Source organism: Archangium gephyra (genome assembly GCF_049060025.1).
Lineage (GTDB): Bacteria > Myxococcota > Myxococcia > Myxococcales > Myxococcaceae > Archangium > Archangium gephyra_A.
On the sequence record NZ_JBMEQQ010000002.1, the window covers coordinates 6,408,641 to 6,431,168 of the forward strand.

A 22,528-nucleotide genomic window follows, 5' to 3' on the forward strand; every position below is an offset into this window, starting at 1 on the left:
CGGCGGATTCGCCCGAGCCCCCGCGATGACTTTGAAGCGCCCGGCAGGAGAGGCCCTACACGCACCTCTGTTGGTTCGAATCCAACTCCCCGCACCCTGCGCGGGGATGGCCGAATGGTAAAGGCACTCGACTCTTCATCGAGCAGTCAAACGGCTTTCCCACTCGGGCGTTTCATTCTTCTCTGACAGCATTTGCGTCCGGCCGAAGAGGCCCTACAAGCCCACGGCTCTCAGGGTCGCCGGTTCGAATCCGGCTCTCCTCCCTCCTTCATGGGGGAGATAGCTCAGTTGGTGGAGCATGAGATTAAAGACGGCTTCCTCACTCGGACGCAGACCCCTTCTCCCCGCTTCCGGCAGCGGGTTTCTCTCCACCGGCCCGGGCGGGTAGCCTCGCGCTCCATGCGCTGGCTCCTCATCGCTCTCGTCACTCTCGCTTCGCTTCGCTGTGCCCACGCTCCCGAGGTCCCAGCGGCGGCTCCCACGGCCCCCACGCCCGTGGCCGCCGCTCCGGAATGGCCCGAGCCCCAGCCTCCGCCGCTGCGCCTGCCCGACTCCGTGCGGCCGGTGCGCTACGCGCTGGACCTGACGCTCCTCCCCGCCGAGCCCACCTACTCCGGCACCGTCACCATCGACCTCGACGTCCGTGAAGCGGTGCGCCAGGTGTGGCTGCACGCGCAGGATCTCCAGGTGACGCAGGCGCGCGTCCTCACCAACGGCCGGACGCTGGCGGCCCGCGCCGTCACCGCCCCGGAAGGCCGCCTCGGCGTGCTGCTGCCCGAGACGCTCGGCACCGGCCCCGCACAGCTCCTCCTCTCCTTCACCGGCCGCGCGGACCGCGAGCGCAGCCAGGGCCTCTACGCCGTGGAAGAGGGCGGCGAGCCCTACCTCTATACCTTCTTCGAGCCCATCGACGCGCGGCGCGCCTTCCCGTGCTTCGACGAGCCGGGCTTCAAGGTGCCCTGGCGCCTGCGCTTCACCGTGAAGCAGGAGCACGTGGCGCTCGCCAACCACGCCATCGTCTCCGAGGAGCCGCTGCCCGGGGGCCTCAAGCGCGTCACCTACGCCGAGAGCCGCCCCATGCCCAGCTACCTCGTCGCCTTCGTGGTGGGCCCCTTCGACCTGGTGGACGCCGGCACCGTCGGGCGCGCCCACGTCCCCCTGCGCTTCATCGTCCCCCGGGGCCGCGGCCCCGAGACGGCCTACGCCGCCAGCGTCACCCCGCGCATCGTCACGCTGCTCGAGGACTTCTTCGACCAGACGTACCCGTACGAGAAGCTCGATGTGGCGGTGGTGCCCCACTACTGGGGCACCATGGAGCACTCCGGCATCGTCGCGCTCGGCCAGCCCCTCACCCTCATCCGCCCCGGCGAGGAGACGCTGCAGCGCCGCAAGTCCTACGTGAACATCGCCATCCACGAGCTGGCCCACTACTGGTTCGGCAACGTCGTCACCTGCCGCTGGTGGGACGACACCTGGCTCAACGAGTCCCTCACCACCTGGCTCGACCACAAGATCACCGGCCAGTTCGACCCCGCCTGGGAGTTCGCCCTTGAGGGCCAGGCCAACTCGGCCTCGCACGCGCTCGAGACGGACTCGCTCATCACCTCGCCCGCCGTGCGCAAGCCCATCACCACCAACGACGACATCATCGGCGCCTTCGACAACGGCACCACCTACTCCAAGGGCTCCTCGCTGCTCTCCATGCTCGAGGGCTGGCTCGGCGAGGAGCGGCTGCGCGACGCGCTGCGCACCCACGTGAACAAGCACGCCTGGGGCGTCACCGACTCGGAGGGTTTCCTCGCCACCCTCGGTGAGTCGCTCGGGCCCGACGCGGCCCGCGTCTTCCGTGGCTACGTCGACCAGCCGGGCGTGCCCCGCGTCTCCGCCTCCCTGCAGTGCAAGCCGGGCGCGGCGCCCCGGCTGAAGCTCTCCCAGGAGCGTTTCCTCCCCGCGGGCTCCACCGGCTCCACCGCCCAGACGTGGGACATCCCCGTGTGCGTGCGCGCCGGCAAGGGCAAGGACGCCACCCGCACCTGCACGCTCCTCTCCAGCACCACCGGAGAGCTGGAGCTGCCCGTCCAGGGCTGCCCCTCGTGGCTCCTCCTCAACGCCGCGGGCACCGGCTACTACCGCGTGAGCTACTCGCGCGAGCAGCTCGCGCAACTGCTCTCCGCGCCTCCGGGGACGCTGAGCACCTCGGAGCGGCTCGCCCTCCTGGCCGACGTGAAGGCCGCCGTGGATCGGGGTGACGTGCCGCTCGGCGAGGCCATGAAGCTCGTCCCCTCCACCGCCGCGGACCCCCACCGCCTCATCCTCCAGCGCGGCGTGCAGCTCCTCTCCGACATCAAGGCCGACCGGCTCCCCGAGGCCGATCGCCCGCGCTACCGGGCCTGGCTGCGCGAGGTGTATGGCCCTCGTGCCCGCGCCGTGGGCTGGACGCCCAAGCCGGGCGAGGGCGATGACGTGAAGCAGCTGCGCATGATGCTGCTCGGGATGGCGGCCATCGGCGGAGAGGATCCCGCCCTCGTCCAGGAGGGGAGCCGGCTCGCCCGGGCGTGGCTGGCGGACCGCAAGGCCGTGCACCCGGAGGTGGCCTGGCCGGCCCTGCGCGTGGCGGCGCGCCATGGCGACAAGGCCCTCTTCGACACGGTGCTCGCCCAGGCCCGCGCGGCGAAGGACCGCAACGAGCGCACCCGGCTGCTCTCCACGCTGGGCTCCTTCCGCGACCCGGCGCTCGTGAAGGAGGCGCTCGCCCAGGTGTCCGGCAGCGAGTTCGACGTGCGCGAGACACGGACCATCCTCTACTCGGCCTTCTACACCCCCGGCTCGCGCGCGCAGACCTGGGACTTCTACCGGAGCCAGTTCGACGCGCTCTCCAGCCGGCTGCGCTCGGATGAGCTGAACGGGCTCGTGGAGATGGTGGGAGACCTCTGCGACGAGCAGGGGCGCGCCGAGGCCGAGGCCTTCTTGAAGCCCCGCGTGGAGAAGCTCGAGGGCGGGCCGCGCTCACTCGCCCGCGCGCTCGAGTCCATCCAGCTCTGCATCGAGTCGGAGCGCCGCAACCAGCCGGGGGTGAGCGAGTTCCTCCGCACCCGGGGCAAGGGCGTGAACACGGCGGTACAGCGCTGAGCGGACAGACAGACCCCGAGGCGGGGGAAGACCCTCACCCTGGCCCTCTCCCAGAGGGAAAGGGGACAGCTCACGCCTGGACGGTGTCCCCGTAGGCGCTCAGTACGCTCCGGCCAAGCAACCGCAGGGCCTCGCGCAAATCCGACGAGGCCGCCTCCGCCGGAGCACCCCGTGCCCGTTCCACGCGCCGCCGCGCCTCCGCGAGGCACTTCATCCCCGCCTCGCTGCCCGGAGCACTCCTCGCGGCCTCGGCCAGGTCCAGCGAGGCCCTCAGCAGCGAGGAGAGCTCACGCAGCACGGTGTCGTCCCTCAGCTCGGGCGTCACCTCCAGGGACGCGAAGCCGTCCCGGGCGGCGGCGAGCTCTCCGAGGGCCGCCTGCACCGAGGCCAGGTGCGCGGTGAAGCGCAGCGCGTGCCAGCGCGACACCCGGTCCAGGATGGAGATGGACTCCGACAGGCGGGCCCGCGCGGACTCCAGCGCCCCGAGCGCCACCAGGGCGCGGCCCAGCTCGCCCAGCGCGGCGCCCTCGAGAATCCGCACGCCGAGCTGCCGGCCCATGCGCACGGCGCCCTCCAGGTGCTCGCGGGCCTCCGCCGCCCGGCCCGCGTCGAGCAGGAAGCAGCCCAGGTTCACCCGCGCCAGCGCATTGCCCGCCCGGTCTCCCACGCGCGAGGCCTTCTCCATGGCCTCCTCCAGCAGGGACACCGCCTCCGCCGTGCCGCCGCCCTCGCCAATCGCCATGGCCTGGTTGGTGAGGAAGCCCACCTCGAAGGCCACGTCGCCCACGTCGCGGAACAGCTCCAGCGCGCTGCGCAGGTGGGGCAGCGCCGCTCCGGCCCCGCGCCGCCCCAGCTCCAGAATGCCCAGGTTGCCCACCGCGTACGCGTCCAGCCACCGGTCTCCCAGCGAGGGCAGCTCCTGCGCCTCCTGCACCAGCTCCCAGGCCGTGCCCATGTCGCCCTCGTCGCGGGCCACGATGCTCAGGTCCACCAGCACGCGCTTGGCCCGGTCCACCGCGTCGAGCGCGTGGAAGGCGGAACGCGCCGCCTCCAGGTCCCTCCAGGCGGCGGCGAGCTGGCCCGCCCCGTGGTGCGTCCGGCCCCGCACCGCGAGCGCCTCGGTCCGCAGCAGCGGCTCCACCCGCACCGTGGAGGACAGCTCCAGCGCCCGATCCAACCGCGACAGGGTGATGCCCACCGGACCGCGGGCCGTCACGTCCGGCTCCAGCGCCACCAACGCGCCCAGCGCCCGCTCCAGGGAGCCCTCCGTCGCGGGCACCACCGCCAGCGCGTTGTCACACGCCGCCAGCAGGTTCTCGCGCTCCAGCGACAACCGGCGGAAGGCCAGCTCTCCGCCCTCGCCCCGCATCCGCGCGCTCAGCCGCCGGGCCATCGCCAGGTAGCAGCCCGCGTGGCGCGCCGCCAATATCGTTCCCTCGCCCCGCTCCGCCAGCCGCGAGGACGCGTACTGGCGGATGCTCTCGTACAGGCCCAGGCGCAGCTCCCCCGGCAGCCCGTCCGGCGCGTACGCGCGCAGCAGCGACTTGGAGCGCAGCGAGTGGATGATCTCCATCACATCCGGCCCGCCCGGGGGGAACATGAGCACGGCCTCGGCCGCCTCCAGGGTGAAGCCGCCCCGGAACACCGAGCACTGCGCCAGCGCCGCCCGCTCCGCGGGCTCCAGCAGGTTCCAGGACCAGTCGATGGCGCCCCACAGCGTGCTCTGCCGCGCCGAGCCATCGCGCCGCGCGCCCCGCAGCAGCTCGAAGCGGCGCGACAGCCGCTCCTGAATCTGTGACACGCCCAGCAGGTTGGTGCGCGCCGCCGCCAGCTCGAGGGCCAGGGGAATGCCGTCCAGCTTGCGGACGATGTCGGCCACCAGCGGGGCCTCGGCGTCCGTCAGCTCGAAGTTGCCGCGCACCGAGCGGGCCCTCTGGACGAACAGGCGCATGGCATCGCAGCGGGCCATCACCTCCGGGCGCGTCTCGCCCTCCTCGGGCACCCGCAGCGGCTCCAGGTCGATGACGCGCTCCTCGGGCAACAGGAGCGACTCGCGCGAGGTGACGAGGAAACGCGCCCGGGGCGCCAGGGTCCGCCAGCGGCCCAACGTGGCGGGCATGTGCTGGATGACGTGCTCCACGTTGTCGAGGATGACCAGCACGTCCCCGCGCCCGGCCAGGGCCCGTCCCAGGCGCTCCGCCGGCTCGCTGTCCTCTCCGCTGCGGGTGAGCGCGACGCCCAGCGCCTGGCCCACGGCGTGGCAGATGTCGCCCACGGTCGCCGCGTCCGTGCAGCTCGCACATCCACACCCCGCCCTCCCACGTGCGCGCCCCCAGCTCCTGGTTGCCGAAGCGCGTGGCCAGCCGGCTCTTCCCCATGCCGCCGGGGCCCAGCAACGTGACGAGCCGCGCCTCCGTGTCGAAGCCGCGCCGCAGCGCCGCCAGCTCCTCCTGCCGGCCGATCAGCTCCCCCGTCTCGCCCGGCACATGGCCCCGCAGCACCCGCTGCACCCGGAGCGCCTCGAAGCGCCGCTCTGCCAACGCCGGGGGCAGCACCTCCATCAGCGTGACGGCCTCGTCGATTCCCTGGAGGTGGTACTCGCCCAGCGCGTGCACCACGGGGCGGCCCAGCGACTCCAGTGCGTCCTCCACCCGGGCCCAGGCCGTCCCACTCACCAGCACCTGTCCGCCCTGGCCCGCCGACGCCACGCGCGCCGTCTCGTTCACCACCCGCCCGAAGTAGTCCGCCTGCCCCGTCTGCTCGTCCAGACGGCACTCGGGCTCTCCCAGGTGCACGCCCATGCGCACCCGCAGGCCCCGGTACAGCCACCCGTCCGGCCCCTTCTCCCCGGCCGCGTCCGGCTCGGCGAGCAGCTCCTCCGGCCAGGGCGCGTGCACCAGCTCCTGCTGCGCCTGCAGGCACCAGCGCACCGCCTCCACCACCGAGGTGAAGGCCACCATGAAGGAGTCTCCCTGCGTCTTCACCTCGTAGCCGCCGTACGCGGCCAGCAGCGCGCGCAGCACCCGGTCGTGCACGTCCAGCGCCGCCCGCATGCCACCGCTGCAGCGCTCCCACAGCCGCGTGGAGCCCTGCACCTCCGTGAAGACGAGCGCCACCGTTCCGGTCGGAGCCGCGGTGGAGGGGGAACGTCGCCGCGAGGCCCCTCCGACAGCCGGACCCTCGGTGGTGCTGAGAGATGAAAACATGCGCAGGACGCTCCCCATCACCACTCTCCCTCGCCTGCGATCATGATGACCGTGAGGCCGTAATCTCGCGCCCCCCATGCGCCCCATCCGTGCACCATCATACGGAGCGCTCCGACCCCTCCCGCGAGCCCGGCTCCCACTCGCACTCCCATCTGGCCACACCCAGCGCACTGGCCAGAGGAAGGCTTCATCGCTAGGGGCGGCGCCTTCCGGGTGGCAACCCTCCCCAGGCGGCGGGTTGGCGCGGAGCCGACAGTGCCGCCCGGCCCGGCGCGCCGGACTGTCCACCCCTTCACGAGTCCTGTGCGGCCCCTGCCGCTGAGCCCGGAGGCACCCACCGGCCGGGGCCCGGCGCCGCTCAGCGCCCGCCCTGGCCCCGGGTCCGCAGCAGGTAGAAGACGTAGCCGTAGGAGGTGCCGTAACGGGTGTAGAGATCGATCTCCCGCTCCGTCTCGGCGATGGCGGTGGAGAGGTCCGCGTCCCCCCGGGCCCGCTCGCGCAGCGAGGCCATGCGCGCCTCCAGGGGATGGTAGTACTCGTCCCACCACGCCGGGGCCGGCAGCACGAAGGTGTCCAACACCTCGAAACCGGCCTCGCGCGCCGTGGCGCTGTTGGAGGCGATGGTGCCCATGCGCGGGTAGGCCTCGCGCCAGAAGTCGGCGGCCTCGGCGGGCGGCGAGTCGGTGAGCCACGTGGCCTCGCTGGCGGCCAGCAGGCCCCCCTCCTTCAGCACCGGCCGCCAGCGCCGCAGTCCCGCGCCCCAGCCCAGGATGTAGATGGCGCCCTCGGACCAGATGAGGTCCACGCTGCCCGGCGCATCCTCGAGCGCCGCGAAGTCCGAGCGCCGGGTGCGCACGAGGTGCCCGAGTCCCTGGGCCGCCGCCTCGGCCGCCAGGCGCTCGAGGAAGGGCTGGTGCGAGTCCACGGCGGTGATGGGGGTGCCGAGTTCCCGGGCCAGCACGAGCGTCTGCCGGCCGGGGCCGCACCCGAGGTCGAGCACCCTGGGGGAAGGAGGAAGGAGCGGGCGCAAGCGGCGGAGCGCCTCGCGGGTGCATTCATCACTCCCAGGTCCCTCGCGAGGCAGATCCGTGTGCAGCAGCAGGAAGGCGTCACCGAGCATGCTCAGAGCGTAATGTCAGGTCCGCTCCGCGTCTTCGTCGAAGTGGCCCGGGGTGCCACCGATGGACAGACCACCGGCGGCAACCACGCAGGGCTGTCGGGCATCCACCGCGAGGACCGCTTCCAGACTCCGTGCCCTCCGGTGTCCCTGCTCGGCCGAGCGCTTCGCCAAGGCCTGCAAGCGGCTGAAGTTGGATGGCGTTGTCTTCAACCCCGTCCCCATCTCCCGCCCCAAAAAGCGCGCCTCCTCGGGCAAGTGACCAAATCCTTCCTCACGGCGCCGTGTCCGCGGCCACCTGCCCCTGACTCTCCGACAGCAGCCGTGGCAGCTCCGCCGCCTTGATGACCTCGTCCTGGGCCAGGCCCCCTCCGCAGCGCACCGCGTCCGCCCACCCACGCGAGATGGGGTCGCGCGGGAAGACGAGGAAGCCCGCCTCGCCACCGGGCCCCTTCCAGGGCACCACGTACAGCCGCTCGGCCCGGTCGCGCGTCTTCTCGTCCTCGTCCCCCAGCAGCACCTGCACCATCCGGGCGTCGGACACGCCGGACTTCGACAGCTCCTGGGCCTTCGCGCACAGCTCCTCGTTCTCCCACCGCACCCTGCTGGGCAGGAAGCGCCACGAGCTCTGTGCCAGCGGCTCCCGGCTCGACACCAGCCAGCCCACGTGGTGGCCGATTCCCACCGTGGCCATCGTCGCGCCGAAGAGCAGCACGATGAGCGCCACCAGCGACGCGCTCCAGCACACGGGCCACGCTTCCTCAGGGCGGAGCTGCCGCCACAGCCGGCGCAGGAACAGGTGCGTGCCCACGCCCAGCACCGCGCCCACCGCCACCGTCTCGGCGATGGCGCCCCACCGCCACGTCATCTCCGGCACCACCCGCAGCAGGAAGGCCACCCACCCCAATGCGAGCGTCAAGGGCACCTGGATCAGCCACTCCCGGCCCATGCAGATGAAGAACGACATCACGAACAACGTGCCAAGCACCCACCCGACGACCTTCATCGCCTTCACGGTGTCCCTCCGCCCGCGAGCGCCGCGTGGATGGACTGGACGGGGAGCTGGCGGATGTCCCCATCCGTGAAGAGCACCCACCGCTCGCGGCCGAAGAGGCCCGGCTCGTAGGCCAGGGGCGCCGCGGGGGCGTCCGCCTTGTACCCGCTCACGTAGATGTAGTGCAGGCCCGAGCCGCCCACCACCCGCCAGCGCTCCTCGGGGATGCCCGGGGCCAGGTCACTCGGGGGGAACTCGTTCCCGTGCGCGGCCGCGTAGGCCCACAGCGCCACGCGCAACTCCTCCAGCCGTTGGCGCCGCGCCTGGAGCACCAGCTCCTTCTCCGAGGGCAGCTCCGACTCCTTGAGCTCGTAGGTGGCGCCCTTCTTCTCCCACGCCCCGGGCGTCATCAGCTCGCGCCCGCCGGCGATCATCGAGAGGACGAGCTGGAAGCCGAGCCCCCAGAGGAACACCAGCGCCAGTGCCGACCCGAAGGAGAGCTTCGGCAGCCGGGGCACGTCGCGTCCCAGCCGGTTCCACAGCGCCCGCACCGCGAGCGTCACCAGCAGGAAGAGCGCCAGGAAGAAGGAGATGGCCTGGAAGCGCCGCGAGGCGACTTCCGTCAGCAGGAAGCTCGGCATCCCGGCCAGGGCCACGGCCGGGGTGAGCAGGAGCAGGACGCAGGAGAGACGCGAGGACACGGCCGGAAGTCTGCCTCGCCCAGGCCTCCGGAGACCATCCACCCCCCGTCCGACGTCAGACGCGGAAGGGGCCCGTGTGGTCCTGGGGCCAGAGCACCCGGGGCTCCTCGCCCTCGCGCACCAGGGCGATGAACGCCCCTTCCAGCAGCTCCTCGTCGTCGAGCACCTCGAGGAAGGTGCGCAGGGCGATGTCCAGGTCCATCACCCGGCAGAAGACATTCATGCGCCCGGGCTGCGTCTCGCCGCCCTCCACCTCGCCGTTGCCCGTCCAGCCCAGCGCATCCGTGAGCACCTCCTCCACCGAGTGGCGCTTCTGGAAGTCCTGCCCCGAGCCCTTGCCCTGCAGCGCGTACTGGACGACGAGCGGCACCATGGCCTCCGGGTCCGGCTCGTCATAGCCCTGGTCCACCAGCGGCTCGGCCGCCTGGGCGATGACCATGTCCGGATCCTCGTCCGCCGGGACGGGGGTGTCCTTCTGCTCGCCCATCTCACCCACGACGCCCTGGTGCACGGTGAGCGTGGCCTCGTACACCCACGCCTCCCAGTAGCGGAGCGTGTCGCCTTCCTTCTTGTAGAGCCTCAGCACGCGCGCACTCTACACGCCACGAGCGCCCCGCCCGAGTCAGAAGGCACGGCCCTGTCCACCATCCACCGGCACGGTGGCGCCCGTCACCCAGCGCGCCCGCTCGGAGCACAGGAAGACGGCCACGTCGGCCACCTCCTCGGGCGTGCCGAAGCGGCCCCAGGGCAGCTCCTCGCGCACCAGCTTCTCCACCTTCTCCGGCTGCGCCTGCCGCCGCCGGTCCCAGCTTCCCCCGGGAAAGAGGATGGAGCCCGGCGCCACCCCGTTGACGCGGATGCGGTGGCGCGCCAGGTCCAGCGCCATCTCCTTGGTGAGCGCCATCAGCCCCGCCTTGGCCGCCGTGTAGGGCGCGCTGGTGCCGTACTCGCGGCCGTAGATGGAGTTGATGTGCACGATGCAGCCGCCGCCCCGGGCCTTCATCACCTCCACCGCGTGCTGGCTGCACCACACGGAGGCCATGAGGTTGCGGTCCACCACGTCCTTCCACTGCGCGGCGGTGGCCACGTCGAAGGCTCCCGCGCCGCCGCTGCCGCCCACGTTGTTGACGAGGATGTCCAACGTCCCGAAGGCCCGCACCGCCGCGTCCACCGCCGCCGCCGCGCCCTCGGGCGTGGCCACGTCGCCCACCACGGTGACCACCTCGGCGCCCGACGCGCGCAGTTCCGCCGCCGCCTGCTCCAGTCCCTCCGCGCCGCGTGCGCTCAGACACACCCGCGCGCCCTCGCGGGCCAGCGCCGTGACGATGGCCCGGCCGATGCCCCGGCTGCTGCCCGTCACGAGTGCCGCCCTGCCCTTCAATTCCAGGTCCATGCAACACCTTCTACCCCGGCATATCCCCGCGCATCAGGGCAATCCACTACACACCCGGAGCGCCACGAGCCCACACGGCGTCTCCGGTAGACTGGCACCGCGGCCAGCCTCTGGCCGCGAGTTGTCCACAGGGAGGGGTACACATGAAGACGACGCGTTGGTCGTTGCTGCTCGCGGGCCTCGCATCCATGGCCGGTGGATGCCAACCCGAAGCGCCCGTGCAGGAGCCTGGCGCCGCGCTGCAATCGAAGAAGGCGGCACTGAGCACGCCCGTCGGCACCTGGACGAGCAATGCCTCCTCACTGCTCGCGCACCCGGGAGGCCACACCGCCACCCTGCTCAACGGCCCGGGCGACGTGCTGGTGGCGGAGGGCAGCTCGGCGGAGGTGTACAACCCGTACACGAACACGTGGCGGCGCACGGGCTCCCCGCTCACCCCCCACACGCTCCACACCGCGACGGAGCTCCCCCTCGGGCAAGGTGCTGGTGACGGGCGGCCATGGCGGCACCTGGGGCAACTGGACCATGTACTCGGAGCTGTACGATCCCGTCACGGGGACGTGGAGCGGCGCGGCCCTCATGCACACGCCCCGCGGCAACCACACCGCCACGCTGCTCGACTCGGGCAAGGTGCTGGTGGTGGGCGGCAACGTCCCCGCCCGCTGGAATGGGCCTCAAGCGGAGGTGTATGACCCGCGGACGGACACGTGGAGCGGCGTCCCGGGCCCCTTCACCCCGCGCAGCCGCACCGCGCTGACGGTGCTCTACTCGGGCAAGGTGCTGGTGACCGGCGGCTACCTGTGGTGGACCTCGACCGCCGGGGACACCTCCTCCGAGGTCAACCTCTATGACCCGGCCACGAACAGCTTCTCGCCCGCCGGCAACCTGTCCAAGGCCCGCCACGGCCACTTCGCCATCCGCCTCTACTCGGGCAACGTCCTCGTCGTCGGCGGCATTGGCGGCGGCAACACGGTGGAGCTGTACGACCCGTACAGCGAGCAGTGGTCCCTGGCCCCTCCCTTCCCCTACGACATGACGCCCCTCTTCTCCGCGACGATGCTCTACTCGGGTGAGGTGCTGGTGACGGACGCCATCGGCCAGGCGGCGCTGTACGACCCCTCGACGAACACCTGGATTCCCACGGCGAACATGAAGCAGGGCCGCTCGTCTCCGACGGCCACGCTGCTCCACACGGGCGAGGTGCTGTTCGTGGGCGGCAACAGCAGCGGCCCCCGCTCCGTCGAGCGCTTCACGCGCTGAAGCAGTTCCCGGCTGCACCTCGCCGCACTCCCGGCAGAGCGGGCCGCACGTCCGCTCCGCCGTCTCCCGCCTCTTTCCATCTCCCTGGACGGTTACCGAGCTACTCGCCTTCCTCCATTGGCGGGGCTCCTGCTTCCTCGGATTCTTCGAGCGCAACCTTCTTCTTGTGCTCTTCCCACTCGCTCAAGGCGGACGCCACATGGTGGAGCGTGTGGAGCTGCAGCCTCTTGTGGTGCACCGCCAGGTAGTGCTCCCCGTCGATGACCACGAAGGCCTCGGGGTTGGCCGGGTGGCTCTTCAACCAGTCCTCCGCTTCCGTTCGCGAGGGAAACGAGGGGGCTCCCGGTGGGATTCCCTTCGCGGTGAGCGCCGCGATGGCCGCTTCAATGACGTACTCACGAGACATGCCGCGGGTGTTGTCCTCGCGCATGTACCAGAGCTGATAATAGTCATCGCCAATGAGGATGTGGGCTGGGCTCGGTGGTTCCGCGGTGTCCTTCAGCCATTTCTCCGCTTCCTCGCGGCTGGAGAACCGCGCCACGGCGATGGGCGCATACTGATGATGATGGATGAAGAAGTCTTCGACCTCATCGAGCTGGCCAGTGTCAGCGATGAAATCGAGCAGGGCGATGAGAACGCGGACATGCTGCTTCTGCTCGGGATCGGGCACTTCATCGAGGGCCTCGAGGAGCATCTCGGCCGCTGGCCGCGAGAATGCACCCTTGCCAGCATTCAAGGCCGGACTTCTCCTGGAGGGAGCTTCCAGGCGCAAGCCCCTGGAGATAATCCTCGAAGCGGTAGATCTGCCCGGTCACGTGAACGAAGTTCCTGCTTTCGCCCACGTACCTCCAGAGTCGCTTCTCGTCCTCACGGCCTTGCGCCAGCGCGGCCTGCCAGCGCGAACCGGCGAACCTCGCGGCGTCCGCAAGTGTTTCGAAGATTTTCACCTGGATGCCTCCGCGAACAACACCAGGGGTGCCAGGGCAAGCACCCCTCCTCCCGAGGCAGCGACCACGACCGTGAAGGCAACACCGGCGATGACAACGACGGTACCCACGAGGAGTTCCGTATGGTGTTCCTCGAGCCAGTCAATGGCAGGCGCTATCGCCTGGAAGCTGGGGGAATACTCTTCGTACCACTTGCCGCGCCTCTTCGTGCAGTCCACTTTGGCGTCCAGGCAGTTCTTCGGACACCACGCGTATCTGGCCACGCGCCAGGGTTGAACCTGGGTGTCGATGTATTTGCGCCAATCCACCAGGAACGGCCTGCTGCTCGTGAGACAATCCTGCTCACATTGAAGGCGCCGGCCCTCGCAGTACTCCTCCAACTCCGAGTCCGAGGTGGAAACGCGCACGATATCCCGGTTGATTGTGACTGGGTGCATCGCGAGCTGGAGCGTCGCCATGTCGAAGTCCTTGAGGGTGACCCACTCGTGGGTCACCTGCCCACCCGCTCGTGGCTTGATAATGAGCGCGTACCTGGCCAGGTTCTCGGGGCCTGTAGGCCCGGCGGTCGAGTAGCGGGTCGTCCCGCAGGAAATGAGGATGAGGGCGAGGCTTACGGCCATGGCCCGCTGCGTGACAGAGGCTGGTCTCATGTGGGCTCCATTCCACGGTGGAATCCACCTTCAGTGGGTGGAGATGGGTGTCCATACCACGAGCCACCGGGAGAGCGCTCACCCGCCCGCTCGGTGTCTGGCGTCCGCATGTGCTCACCAGCGAGAGGAGTCGCGCGCCCAACTGCATGACTGTCGATGCACTACCTCCGCTCGCCCTCGTGCACGGGTGGGCAGCCCACTCCTCGTGCGCACATTGCAGCCCCACGCGGCGCCAGCCGCGCACGCACTCAGGAGCTGCACACGATGAGATACTGGAGAGCGCTTCCGGCCCTGCTCGCCTTCGCCACGGGCTGCGCGGGTCCCCTCGAGGAAGAGCCCACCGACGGTGAACAGCCTTCCACGCTGGAGTCAGCCGTCACCTGGGAGCCCTGCACGGACACGGCCAGCCTGCTGCGGGACATCCACCCGGGAGCGCCGGGCTCGGAGCCGGAGGGCCTGGTGCGGGGAGCGGACGGGCTCTTCTTCACCGCGGATGACGGCGTGCACGGCCGCGAGCTGTGGGTGAGCAGCGGCACGGGAGGCACGGGCACCTTCCTCGTGAAGGACCTCCGCCCGGGGCTCGACAGCGCCGAGCCCAACGAGCTCACCGTGGCGGGCGGCAAGGTCTTCTTCACCGCGGACGACGGCGTGCACGGCCGCGAGCTGTGGGTGAGCGATGGCACCACCGCCGGCACCACCCTGGTGAAGGACATCCACCCGTCCGGGTTGGACCTCGGCCCGAGCGGACTGGTGGAGTTCAACGGGCGGGTCTACTTCGCCGCGAACGATGGGGTGAACGGGCGCGAGCTGTGGGTGAGCGATGGCACGGCCGCGGGCACCTTCATGCTGGAGGACCTGTACCCGGGCGCGGATGAATGGGACCCGGACAGACCCGGCTCGTCCAGCCCGCGCCGCATGGTGCGCACCCCGAATGCCTTCTATTTCGTCGCCAACGTGGGCAGCGACGTGAGGCTGTGGCGCAGCGTGGGCGTACCGGGCGCCAGGCCCGTCTTCGAGGCTCCCGAGGACAACGTCGTCTTCAGCATGACGCCGGTGGGCGGTGAGCTGCTCTTCTTCCTCGTGGACAATGACGAGGGCGAGGCGAGCCTGTGGGTGACACGAGGGACGCTGGCGAGCACACGCGAGCTGCGCTTCTTCCCGGGGGCCTACCCGCATGACCTGACGGCGCTCAACGGGAAGCTCTACTTCAGCGCCGGGCGGGCCCGGAGCGGGCTGGAGGGAGACCCCGCGGGCGAGGAGCTGTGGGTGAGCGATGGCACGGTGCGGGGCACCCGGCTGCTCGAGGACATCCACCGGGGCCCGGGAGACTCCAGGCCGGGCTCGCTGAAGGTGCTGGGCCGCAGGCTCTACTTCGCCGCGGACGACGGGGTGCGCGGGCGCGAGCTGTGGGTGAGCGATGGCACGTCGGGCGGCACGCGTCTCTTCAAGGACCTGGAGCCGGGGGCGGCGGGCTCCTCTCCCACGGAGCTGGCGTCCATCCACGACACGCTCTTCTTCAGCGCGGAGACGGCGGGGAGGGGCCGCGAGCCGTGGGTGAGCCACGGCTCGCCCGGCCGTACACGCCCGCTGACGGAGGTGGCGCCGGGGCCCGCGGGCTCGGGCCCGAGCGGCTTCATCCGCTCCGGCTGGGACGTCTTCTTCACCGCGGATGACGGCACGCACGGCCGGGAGTTGTGGGCCCTGCCCTTCCGTCCCGAGGATCGCTGCGGCCGGTAGCGCCGGACGCGAGAGCTTGGATGGCCTCCGGGCGGCCGGCGTGTGGATGCACCGCCGCCCGCCCAGGAGGCAGCCGGGCGTGACCCGGTGTCCGTGCTTCCGTCACGTCTGGGATTGCCCGCCTGCCGGTGACTCCCCACGTTTGCGGCGACGAGGGGGAGAGGAGTGCGCCGTGGTCCGAGGAACCAGCCGCCCCAGTCAGTACTTCACCACCCGGACACTCGTGGCGTACGCCATCGCGTATGCCATCGCCGCCGGGGCCGCCGTGCTGGGCTACCTGCTACGCTCGGTGCCCTGGCTCGCCGTCGGCATCTGGCTCGCGGCCAGTCTCTCGGTGCTGCTCATCGACCGGGCCATCGTCGAGCGGACGCCCCACGGACATCACGAGGCCACGGAGAACTTCGGCTCCATCTTCCAGGGCACGCCCGCCGCCCTTACCGTCATCGGCATCATGGCGTTGGCCTCCCTGCTCGTTTCGCTATTCGCGCATTGGTAGGGAAGCGCCCGTCACAAACCGGGAACTGCTCCATCTGTGGTGTGTGCAGCAAAACCCCCACACACAGCATGGAGCACTTCTCATGACGACCCCACCCAATACCCTCAAGCTCGTCGCGGTGTACGCCCTGGGCTACGCCCTCACCATCGCCTCGCTGCTGCTCGACATCCGCAACGGCGGGGTACTCTTCACGCTCATCGGTTTCGCGGGCTCCATCGTGATCACCACCCACATCCTGTACCGGGCGGCTCGCGCGATGGCCTTCAGCCCGACGGCGGTCCGTCTCCAGACTGCCCCCGTGGGCGTGACTTCCGGTGGCCAACGCCTGGCCGCCTGACCCCCTGACCACCGCCACGAGTCAGTTCTTGTTGGCGGTCGGCCGTACGATGACCTCGCTGACGTCGACGTCGTCAGGCTGCTCGATGGCATATTGAATGGCCCTGGCGACAGCGTCGGTGGGAATCGCGATCCGGCGGAAATCCTTCATCCGCTCCCGCGCCGCTGGATCCGAGATGCTGTCGGCGAGCTCCAACTCGGCATGACGCCCGCGTTGTTGATGATCACATCTCGTATCCTGAGTGTCGGCACCGCGGCTCGCGCATGACACCCACCTCCCCTCTCCCCCTCCCTGTTGCCCGAGGAACGCGCGAGCTGCGCCGCCTGCTGCGGCAGGCCGTCGACCTGCGCGGCCTCGACCTGGAGGGCTTCCGCCACTGGCTCACCCACCAATTGCCCTTCTGGGCGTTGGACCCGGCTTTCGTCCAGCGCGCCAGGATTCGCGACCTGCGGCGGGCCCATCCCGAGCTCCGTGCACTGGAGCGGGCCTGCCGTCGCACCGCCGCCGCGGACGAGGCCTCGCCCCATGCGGCTCGCCTCCTCCAGGTGGAAGAGGAGCTCTCCAGGACCGGAAAAGCCATCGCCGGGCTGAGTGCCGCGCTGGCCCGGGCCGAGCCGGAAGCGCAACCGGGCCTGCGAAGGAAGCTCACGGACTTCCAGGACAGACAGCGGGCACTTCAGCACGAGCAGACCCAGCTCACCCAGGCGAGCCCTCCGCGCCAGGAGCTGCTCCGGTTACGTGAGGAGTTGCAGCAGCTCCGCTCCCGCCTCGGGCTGGAGCGCGCGGACGCCGAGCCTCGCCGGGCTCCTGCTGAACCAGGGGCGCCGCTCCGGCAGCACGGGTGTGAGCTTCGAACAACAGGCGCTCGCGCTGACGTGGCGCCACATCGTGCCCGAGCTGGTGAAGACCGGGGCCACCGCGCGCCTCCGGGTGCTCACGGGCGTCGGGCTCGGGGCCGCTCGGACCGAGCTCGATCAACTGCTCATCCGTCAGCCGCTCCGCCCCGGGCAACCCGTGGAGGTGCTCGCCCTGGTCGAGGTGAAGCGCAACCCCAATGACCTGGCCCATGGCTTCCGCCGCCGCCAGGAGAATCTGGCCTGGTTCACGGGGGATGAAAGGCATTACGACCCCCAGGAGTACCGGACCCGCTTCTTCCGCTCCGGGCACTTCGACCGCGAGGCCGTGCACGAGCAGGACGGCGAGCGGTTCGTCTTCTCGCGCGGCTCGTTCCGGCACTTCCGGCGTGAGCCCGGCACCGGCCCCTTCCTGCGCCGCCTGTACTTCATCACCCGCGAGGGCACCCTCTCCGGACTCTCCGGCTCGGCGCTCGCCCGCATCCGCCACGGCGTCGCCACCGAGGAGCGGTGGCGGCTCGAGGACGATGATTCCCTGCGCGAGCTGCTGCGCTGGTGCCAATCCCTCGCGGAGCCCCTGGAGACTCCGGACGTGTTACGGCTGTATTGCTCGGTCCCGGGGCGCGCCCGTCAGGTGCTCGTGGTCCGCCGGTAGCCGCCTCAGCTCCACGTGCGCTGCTGGTTCTTCTCGTTCTTCTCCCGGAACGCCTGCTCCAGGTCCACGCCCACCCGGTTGGAGATGGCCAGCAGGTAGTTGAAGACGTCCACCAGCTCCTCCGCGAGGTTCGCCCGGGCCTGCTCCGACGGCGTCGCCTGCCCCTCGTCGAAGAGCTTGTTGTAGCGGCGCACCGCCTTGAACAGCTCCCCCATCTCCTCGCCCATCAGGAAGCAGTTGTGCACCAGGTCCACCTTCAGCCATCCATGCATCGTCTCGAGCTCATGGATGTACCGCTGGTACTCCTTCATCGCCGCGCCTTCGGGGAGCGTAATCATGGGTCTCTTCCTCGCTGGCGGGACTCGCCGCTGTCAACCAGATACCCTCACCCCAGCCCTCTCCCGGGGAGAGAGGGAAGCTCAGGGCACCGGCGGCGGCAGCGGCAGGATGAGCTTCGGTGGCTCCGGCGTGGCCTCTCCCGCTCCTCCGATTCCCGTCCGCGACTCGTCGTCCTTCGGCGCCTCGATGGGCTTGCCCACGTACTGCACGTTCTCGTTGTTGCTGATGGCGAAGCGCACCAGCGAGCGCAGCACCCGGTTGCGCCGCACGTTGCCCACCACTTCCCGCAGATCCTCGTACACCGTCGGATCCTTCAGGATTCCTCCCAGCGAGCCCTCGCCGCGCGCCACCATGGCCGTAATCTGCTTGATGTCCGCCGCCGCGCTCCCCAGGTCCGACAGCATGTTGCCCGCGTTCCCGTAGACGAGCTGGTGCACCGCGCCGTCCGGGTTCTTCCTCGCGTCCTCCATCAGCACCGCGAGCTGCCCCGCCGCCGCCCCCAGCTCGCTGAACGCCTTGGCGCCCTCCTTGCCGTAGATGAGCGCGTGCGCCGTGCCGTCGCCATTCCGGACCTCGTCGAGCAGCCCCTCCACGTGCCCCAGCGCCTTCTCCATCCGCAGCGCCGTGCGCGAGGCGTTGGCCATCAGCCGCCGCACTTCGTCGCCCGTCTGCTTGTCGTAGATGAGCGCGTGCAGGGCTCCGTCCCCCTTCTCCACTTCCTCGAGCAGCTTGCGCAGGCTGCTCATGCTGGCGGCGAGATCCTCGGTCACCTGGGGACTGGCGAGCTCCTCCACCGACTTGCGCACCGTGCGGCTCACCGCCACGGTGTCCTCCATCACCTGCGCCGCGCTGCGCATCAGCGAGGACATGTCCGCCCCGCCCGCGCTCGTGATCACCCCGTCCCCGGGCACCGGCGGCAAAGCCGGCGAGCCGATGGTGATGTCCACCGCCTTGTCTCCCAGCACGCCCAGGCTCGACAGCCGCGCCACCGAGTCCTGCCGCACCCGCGGCGCGTGCTCCGTGCCCATCCGCAGCAGCACCTCCAGCCGCGTCTCGCCGGGCTTGGACGGCAAGCGCACCTGCGCCACCCGTCCCACCTCCAGGCCGCCCAGCCACACCGGCGACCCCTCCGTCAGGCCCTCCACGTTCTCGAAGTAGGTGTAGAACTCGATGTTCTTCTCGAACAGGCGCGTCTCCTGCCCGATGAGGAAGACGACGACGCCCGCCAGCGCGAACGCCATCGCCACGAAGGCCCCCACCCGCAGCGCCAGGCGCCGCTCGTTCGACGTGTTGCCAAACAGGCTCATCGCGCCACCTCCTCCCGAGGCATCAGCTCCTGCCGCCGCGCGTCCAGGAAGGCCCTCACCTCCGGCACCGTGGAAACCTTCATCTCCTCCGGCGTCCCCACCTGCACGATGCGCCGGTTGGCCAGCATCGCGATGCGGTCGGACACCGTGAAGGCACTCATCATGTCGTGCGTCACCACGATGGACGTGCACCCGAGCTGCTTCTGCATGGAACGAATCATCTGGTTGATGTTCTCGGTGGTGACGGGGTCCAACCCCGTGGTGGGCTCGTCCCAGAGGATGACCTCGGGGTCCGTGGCGATGGCCCTCGCCAGCCCCACCCGCTTCTTCATGCCGCCGGACAGGTCCGCCGGCCTCATGTCCTCGATACCCGGCAGGTCCACCTGCTCCAGCTTCCGGGCCACCCGCTCGCGCAGCTCCTCGGGAGACATGCGCGGGAAGTGCTCGCGCAGCGGATAGGCGATGTTCTCCCCCACCGTCAGCGAGTCGAAGAGCGCCGCGCCCTGGAACACCATCGCCACGTGCCGGCGCACGTCGATGAAGTCCTCTTCCCGGAAGTCATTGAGCTCCTGCCCCTCGAAGAGGATGCGTCCGCCATCCGGGCGCAGCAACCCGATGAGGCACTTGAGCAACACGCTCTTGCCCGTGCCCGAGCCGCCAATCACTGTCAGTGTCTCGCCCGCGTACACGGAGAGCTGCAGGTCGTCGTAGACGCGCTTGGGCCCGAAGGACTTCCGCAGGTGCTCGAAACGGATGAGTTCCTCGCCCCGCTGGGGCGGGCGGAACTTCAGGCGGGGCGTGTGGTGGCGGAAGAGCATCTCAGAAGGACAGGGTGACTTTGGTGATGAAGAAGTCGGCCAGACACACGGCCACGGAGGTGATGGCCACCGTCTGCGTGGTGGCGCGGCCCACGCCCTCGGTGCCGCCCTCGACGGTGAGGCCCTTGAAGCAGCCCACCACGCCGATGATTCCGCCGAAGACGAAACCCTTGAAGACGCCGGAGAGGAAGTCGCTCATCAACACGATGTCGAGCGCCCCCTGGAAGAACAGATGGAAGCTGATGCCGTACTGCACATTCACCACGAGGGCCCCGGCCAGCATGCCGATGACGTCCGCCAGGATGGTGAGCGCCGGCATGAGCAGCAGGCAGGCCAATACCCGGGGCACCACCAGCTTGCGCAGCGGGTCCGCCCCCAGCGCGCGGATGGCGTCCACCTGCTCGGTGACCGTCATGGAGCCCAGCTCCGCGGCGATGCCCGAGCCCACGCGCGCGCCCACCGTGAGCGCGATGAGCACCGGGGCCAGCTCGCGGAAGAGCGTGAGCACCACCACCCGGCCCACCGTGTACTGCACGCCGAAGCGCGCCAGGAAGAAGCCGAACTGCAGCGAGATGACGAGCCCCGCGAAGGTGGCCGTCAGCAGGGCGATGGGCAGCGAGCGCACCCCCAGCGCCTCCATCTGGTAGACGAGCGCGGAGGGCGAATACGGCGGGCTCACCGCGCGCACCGCCACCTGCCCCGTCATCACCATGAGCGCGCCCAAGCGCTCCAGCCGCTCCACCTGGCGCTGCACGAAGGAGCCGCCCAGCGGGTTGATGGCCCCGGCCTGCGAGGCCTCCACCGGCCGGTGGGGGCGGGGGTGATGCATCCCGGCTTCCGTCGTCATGACGCCTCCTCCGCGTGGAAGCCGCGCACCAGCGACTCGAAACCTTCCAGCCGCTCCTCGTAGCGCCCCAGCGGCGCCACGTAGGTGAAGTCGTAGACACACTGGTCCTTCTTGAGGACCACGAAGAGCAGCTCCACCGGCACCCCATCCAGCTTGGCCCGGTAGCGCGAGCGCAACGCCTCGCGCTCGTCCACCACCACCTTCTGCTGCTCCACCTCCAGCCGCTCGGTGAAGCCCATGACGAGGTGGCGGGTGAGGACGTCCAGCGGCGCGTCCTCGTGCTCGCGGCAGATGGAGTTCACCGACAGGGCGTGGCCCGTCTCCTCGGTGTACCAGGCCAGGTCATTGTTGGAGAGCTTCACCCGCTCCCAGACGGGCGGCAGCGCGCCGAGCCGGTAGCGCACCCCGGGCTTGGAGAACACCTGGTTCTCGAAGCGGACCCCTCGGTGGCAACCCACGGCTGGCGCGAGCAGCAACAACAGCGGAAGGACGTGACGGAAGACTCCCCTGCTCATCGCCGCGAGGGTAGGCACCCCTGCAAGAGGCGGTGAGTTGCCGCGGGAATGAAAGGTTGAATCCCCGCCACGCGGAGGGCTGCCGGACACGCCGGGCGCATGCCGCGCCGAGCGTTCCTCCAGTGGTGGACAGATGCGGATGTTAGGGCCTGAACCCTTGCTTCTGGGAAATCCGGAGGAGGAGGCACCTCATGGACGGTGGGTTGGGGCTGTTCGGATTGGGATTGTTCCTGCTGTCGATCGCCCTCCTGTATGCCCGGGAGGCATTCGGGCTGGCGTGGCTGCTGCTGGCCATGTCGCTCGTCTCCATGGGCCTGGCCATGTCGGAGTCGGCGCGGCGCCGGGACGTGGCCCTGGGCATCGGGGTGGTGTGCGTGTTGTCGGCGCTGGTGAGTCTGGCCTTCGGGGTGTCGTGGTGGTCCGTGGTGGCCACGGCGATCTTCGGGGTGGCCTACATCGTGCTGTGGGCGGAGTTCCGCTTCGCCTACTTCCAGCACGTGCCGCAGGAGGCCGCGGGGCCGCTCCACAACCCCTTGCGGCGCTTCCGCCTGCGCCGCAGGGCGTGAAAGCAGTGGCCCGCCGTGACGCCCACGGCGGGCCGGTGACGGACTAGAGCTGCCCCTTCTGCTCGAGCACCCAGAGGGTGGCGGCGACGATGTCCGGGCAGTCGTAGACGCGCTGGGCCTCGCTCACCGAGCTTCCAGGTGGAGCCCCCCTTGTAGATGCGGCCCTTCTCGATGGTGGCCTGGGTGCTGCCGCCCACCTCGACGGCGTAGTCATTGCCGCGCTTGACGGCCTTGCCCCGGGTGCCGCCCCCCTTCTCGATGGTAATGTCCGGGCCCGAGGTGCGCACGGTGTATCGGGTGCTGCCGCCCTTCTCCACCCGGTTGCCATTGCACTTGTAGTCGGCGGCCCAGGCGGGCGCCGAGGCCAGCGTCAGCGTGGCGAGCAGCATCGACAGCTTCTTCACGAAACTCCTCCGAGGAATGGGACGCGCGGTCCCGCATGCCCATGGACCCGGAGTACCACCGGGGCCTGACATGCCGCGTCAACGCAGAGGAGGCGCCGGCCGAGCAGGTCGAAGGCGACGATTGAGGCGGCGAAGGGCTCCCCACCAGCCGGGCTGTTCTGCATCATCAGACCGGCTGTTCCGGTTCTGGGTCCGGAGCCGCGAACCGGCGATTTTCGGTTGTTGAAGAGGGCTGTGGCCGTCCTTGAATCAGGGC

24 protein-coding genes and 1 pseudogene are annotated in these 22,528 nt (G+C 70.3%); 8 read left to right on the forward strand and 17 right to left on the reverse strand.

The features are described from left to right. The first annotated feature begins 399 nt into the window (after window positions 1-399). Window positions 400-3,129: an ERAP1-like C-terminal domain-containing protein gene (locus ACN28I_RS27760; protein ID WP_420944946.1), complete on the forward strand. Its 2,730-nt coding sequence runs from the start codon at window positions 400-402 to the stop codon at window positions 3,127-3,129. 70 nt (window positions 3,130-3,199) lie between these two features. Here ACN28I_RS27760 and ACN28I_RS27765 read toward each other — a convergent pair whose 3' ends face one another. Then, window positions 3,200-5,404 carry an ATP-binding protein gene (locus ACN28I_RS27765; protein WP_420944947.1) on the reverse strand — a complete coding sequence of 735 codons (2,205 nt, stop codon included), beginning with the start codon at window positions 5,402-5,404 and terminating at the stop codon, window positions 3,200-3,202. Between the two features lie 80 nt (window positions 5,405-5,484). On the opposite strand from ACN28I_RS27765, the gene ACN28I_RS27770 reads away from it, so the two are divergent. Further along, window positions 5,485-5,871 carry a hypothetical protein gene (locus ACN28I_RS27770; protein WP_420944948.1) on the forward strand — a complete coding sequence of 129 codons (387 nt, stop codon included), beginning with the start codon at window positions 5,485-5,487 and terminating at the stop codon, window positions 5,869-5,871. Here ACN28I_RS27770 and ACN28I_RS27775 read toward each other — a convergent pair. From ACN28I_RS27775 to ACN28I_RS27805, 7 genes and pseudogenes are all read right to left on the reverse strand, one after another. Continuing rightward, window positions 5,772-6,422: pseudogene (locus ACN28I_RS27775) on the reverse strand (adenylate/guanylate cyclase domain-containing protein); the annotation flags it as partial. The gene ACN28I_RS27770 and the pseudogene ACN28I_RS27775 overlap by 100 nt on opposite strands. Window positions 6,423-6,693: 271 nt before the next feature. Next, window positions 6,694-7,455 carry a class I SAM-dependent methyltransferase gene (locus tag ACN28I_RS27780; protein WP_420944949.1) on the reverse strand — a complete coding sequence of 254 codons (762 nt, stop codon included), beginning with the start codon at window positions 7,453-7,455 and terminating at the stop codon, window positions 6,694-6,696. A gap of 15 nt (window positions 7,456-7,470) precedes the next feature. Beyond that, window positions 7,471-7,665, reverse strand: a complete 195-nt coding sequence (locus ACN28I_RS27785) for a hypothetical protein (protein WP_420944950.1) — start codon at window positions 7,663-7,665, stop codon at window positions 7,471-7,473. A 61-nt stretch (window positions 7,666-7,726) separates the two neighbouring features. Further along, complete coding sequence (locus tag ACN28I_RS27790; RefSeq protein WP_420944951.1) at window positions 7,727-8,467, reverse strand: hypothetical protein; 741 nt, start codon at window positions 8,465-8,467, stop codon at window positions 7,727-7,729. Further along, window positions 8,464-9,147, reverse strand: a complete 684-nt coding sequence (locus ACN28I_RS27795; RefSeq protein WP_420944952.1) for a hypothetical protein — start codon at window positions 9,145-9,147, stop codon at window positions 8,464-8,466. Before ACN28I_RS27795 ends, ACN28I_RS27790 begins: the two co-directional genes overlap by 4 nt. A 55-nt stretch (window positions 9,148-9,202) precedes the next feature. Beyond that, window positions 9,203-9,733, reverse strand: coding sequence for a hypothetical protein (locus ACN28I_RS27800; protein ID WP_420944953.1), 531 nt, complete (start codon window positions 9,731-9,733; stop codon window positions 9,203-9,205). A gap of 36 nt (window positions 9,734-9,769) precedes the next feature. Further along, window positions 9,770-10,540 (reverse strand): SDR family NAD(P)-dependent oxidoreductase, encoded by a 771-nt coding sequence (locus ACN28I_RS27805; protein WP_420944954.1) that lies wholly within the window; start codon window positions 10,538-10,540, stop codon window positions 9,770-9,772. Between the two features lie 486 nt (window positions 10,541-11,026). On the opposite strand from ACN28I_RS27805, the gene ACN28I_RS27810 reads away from it, so the two are divergent. Continuing rightward, a complete protein-coding gene (locus ACN28I_RS27810; protein ID WP_420944955.1) occupies window positions 11,027-11,800 on the forward strand; it encodes a Kelch repeat-containing protein in 774 nt (257 codons plus the stop codon). 100 nt (window positions 11,801-11,900) lie between these two features. Here ACN28I_RS27810 and ACN28I_RS27815 read toward each other — a convergent pair whose 3' ends face one another. Together ACN28I_RS27815 and ACN28I_RS27820 are read right to left on the reverse strand one after the other, a co-directional pair. Continuing rightward, the gene (locus tag ACN28I_RS27815; protein WP_420944956.1) at window positions 11,901-12,536 is read right to left on the reverse strand and encodes a hypothetical protein; all 636 of its coding nucleotides are present in this window, start codon (window positions 12,534-12,536) and stop codon (window positions 11,901-11,903) included. A 207-nt stretch (window positions 12,537-12,743) separates the two neighbouring features. Then, window positions 12,744-13,397 carry a hypothetical protein gene (locus tag ACN28I_RS27820; RefSeq protein WP_420944957.1) on the reverse strand — a complete coding sequence of 218 codons (654 nt, stop codon included), beginning with the start codon at window positions 13,395-13,397 and terminating at the stop codon, window positions 12,744-12,746. 264 nt (window positions 13,398-13,661) lie between these two features. Here ACN28I_RS27820 and ACN28I_RS27825 point away from each other — a divergent pair, with 264 nt between their 5' ends. From ACN28I_RS27825 to ACN28I_RS27835, 3 genes are all read left to right on the forward strand, one after another. Then, window positions 13,662-15,134 carry an ELWxxDGT repeat protein gene (locus ACN28I_RS27825; protein ID WP_420944958.1) on the forward strand — a complete coding sequence of 491 codons (1,473 nt, stop codon included), beginning with the start codon at window positions 13,662-13,664 and terminating at the stop codon, window positions 15,132-15,134. A 172-nt stretch (window positions 15,135-15,306) separates the two neighbouring features. Further along, window positions 15,307-15,630, forward strand: coding sequence for a hypothetical protein (locus tag ACN28I_RS27830; RefSeq protein ID WP_420944959.1), 324 nt, complete (start codon window positions 15,307-15,309; stop codon window positions 15,628-15,630). A gap of 82 nt (window positions 15,631-15,712) precedes the next feature. Beyond that, window positions 15,713-15,967 carry a hypothetical protein gene (locus ACN28I_RS27835; RefSeq protein ID WP_420944960.1) on the forward strand — a complete coding sequence of 85 codons (255 nt, stop codon included), beginning with the start codon at window positions 15,713-15,715 and terminating at the stop codon, window positions 15,965-15,967. Between the two features lie 21 nt (window positions 15,968-15,988). On the opposite strand, the gene ACN28I_RS27840 is transcribed toward ACN28I_RS27835, so the two are convergent. Further along, complete coding sequence (locus ACN28I_RS27840; protein ID WP_420944961.1) at window positions 15,989-16,162, reverse strand: short-chain dehydrogenase; 174 nt, start codon at window positions 16,160-16,162, stop codon at window positions 15,989-15,991. A 543-nt stretch (window positions 16,163-16,705) separates the two neighbouring features. Here ACN28I_RS27840 and ACN28I_RS27845 point away from each other — a divergent pair. Further along, window positions 16,706-17,476 carry a hypothetical protein gene (locus ACN28I_RS27845; protein ID WP_420944962.1) on the forward strand — a complete coding sequence of 257 codons (771 nt, stop codon included), beginning with the start codon at window positions 16,706-16,708 and terminating at the stop codon, window positions 17,474-17,476. 5 nt (window positions 17,477-17,481) lie between these two features. Here ACN28I_RS27845 and ACN28I_RS27850 read toward each other — a convergent pair whose 3' ends face one another. From ACN28I_RS27850 to ACN28I_RS27870, 5 genes are all read right to left on the reverse strand, one after another. Next, window positions 17,482-17,814, reverse strand: coding sequence for a MazG nucleotide pyrophosphohydrolase domain-containing protein (locus ACN28I_RS27850; protein WP_420944963.1), 333 nt, complete (start codon window positions 17,812-17,814; stop codon window positions 17,482-17,484). A gap of 81 nt (window positions 17,815-17,895) precedes the next feature. Beyond that, the gene (locus ACN28I_RS27855) at window positions 17,896-19,122 is read right to left on the reverse strand and encodes an MlaD family protein (RefSeq protein ID WP_420944964.1); all 1,227 of its coding nucleotides are present in this window, start codon (window positions 19,120-19,122) and stop codon (window positions 17,896-17,898) included. Continuing rightward, complete coding sequence (locus tag ACN28I_RS27860) at window positions 19,119-19,940, reverse strand: ABC transporter ATP-binding protein (protein ID WP_420944965.1); 822 nt, start codon at window positions 19,938-19,940, stop codon at window positions 19,119-19,121. The genes ACN28I_RS27855 and ACN28I_RS27860 overlap by 4 nt, the downstream gene beginning before the upstream one ends. A 1-nt stretch (window position 19,941) precedes the next feature. Then, a complete protein-coding gene (locus ACN28I_RS27865) occupies window positions 19,942-20,652 on the reverse strand; it encodes an MlaE family ABC transporter permease (RefSeq protein WP_420948728.1) in 711 nt (236 codons plus the stop codon). A gap of 131 nt (window positions 20,653-20,783) precedes the next feature. After that, a complete protein-coding gene (locus ACN28I_RS27870) occupies window positions 20,784-21,302 on the reverse strand; it encodes a hypothetical protein (protein ID WP_420944966.1) in 519 nt (172 codons plus the stop codon). Window positions 21,303-21,493: 191 nt separating this feature from the next. Here ACN28I_RS27870 and ACN28I_RS27875 point away from each other — a divergent pair, with 191 nt between their 5' ends. Further along, entirely contained in the window at window positions 21,494-21,868 is a 375-nt protein-coding gene (locus ACN28I_RS27875; protein WP_420944967.1) for a hypothetical protein, read from the forward strand. On the opposite strand, the gene ACN28I_RS27880 is transcribed toward ACN28I_RS27875, so the two are convergent. After that, entirely contained in the window at window positions 21,787-22,272 is a 486-nt protein-coding gene (locus tag ACN28I_RS27880; protein WP_420944968.1) for a hypothetical protein, read from the reverse strand. The two genes, ACN28I_RS27875 and ACN28I_RS27880, sit on opposite strands and share 82 nt — an antisense overlap. Window positions 22,273-22,528: the final 256 nt, after the last annotated feature.

Coding starts and splice junctions, on each gene's coding strand:
- ACN28I_RS27760 (WP_420944946.1), top strand. CDS start 400: ATGCGCTGGCTCCTCATCGCTCTCGTCACTCTCGCTTCGCTTCGCTGT.
- ACN28I_RS27780 (WP_420944949.1), bottom strand. CDS start 7,455: ATGCTCGGTGACGCCTTCCTGCTGCTGCACACGGATCTGCCTCGCGAG.
- ACN28I_RS27805 (WP_420944954.1), bottom strand. CDS start 10,540: ATGGACCTGGAATTGAAGGGCAGGGCGGCACTCGTGACGGGCAGCAGC.
- ACN28I_RS27820 (WP_420944957.1), bottom strand. CDS start 13,397: ATGAGACCAGCCTCTGTCACGCAGCGGGCCATGGCCGTAAGCCTCGCC.
- ACN28I_RS27825 (WP_420944958.1), top strand. CDS start 13,662: ATGAGATACTGGAGAGCGCTTCCGGCCCTGCTCGCCTTCGCCACGGGC.
- ACN28I_RS27835 (WP_420944960.1), top strand. CDS start 15,713: ATGACGACCCCACCCAATACCCTCAAGCTCGTCGCGGTGTACGCCCTG.
- ACN28I_RS27850 (WP_420944963.1), bottom strand. CDS start 17,814: ATGATTACGCTCCCCGAAGGCGCGGCGATGAAGGAGTACCAGCGGTAC.
- ACN28I_RS27855 (WP_420944964.1), bottom strand. CDS start 19,122: ATGAGCCTGTTTGGCAACACGTCGAACGAGCGGCGCCTGGCGCTGCGG.
- ACN28I_RS27860 (WP_420944965.1), bottom strand. CDS start 19,940: ATGCTCTTCCGCCACCACACGCCCCGCCTGAAGTTCCGCCCGCCCCAG.
- ACN28I_RS27865 (WP_420948728.1), bottom strand. CDS start 20,652: ATGGTGATGACGGGGCAGGTGGCGGTGCGCGCGGTGAGCCCGCCGTAT.
- ACN28I_RS27870 (WP_420944966.1), bottom strand. CDS start 21,302: ATGAGCAGGGGAGTCTTCCGTCACGTCCTTCCGCTGTTGTTGCTGCTC.
- ACN28I_RS27875 (WP_420944967.1), top strand. CDS start 21,494: ATGGACGGTGGGTTGGGGCTGTTCGGATTGGGATTGTTCCTGCTGTCG.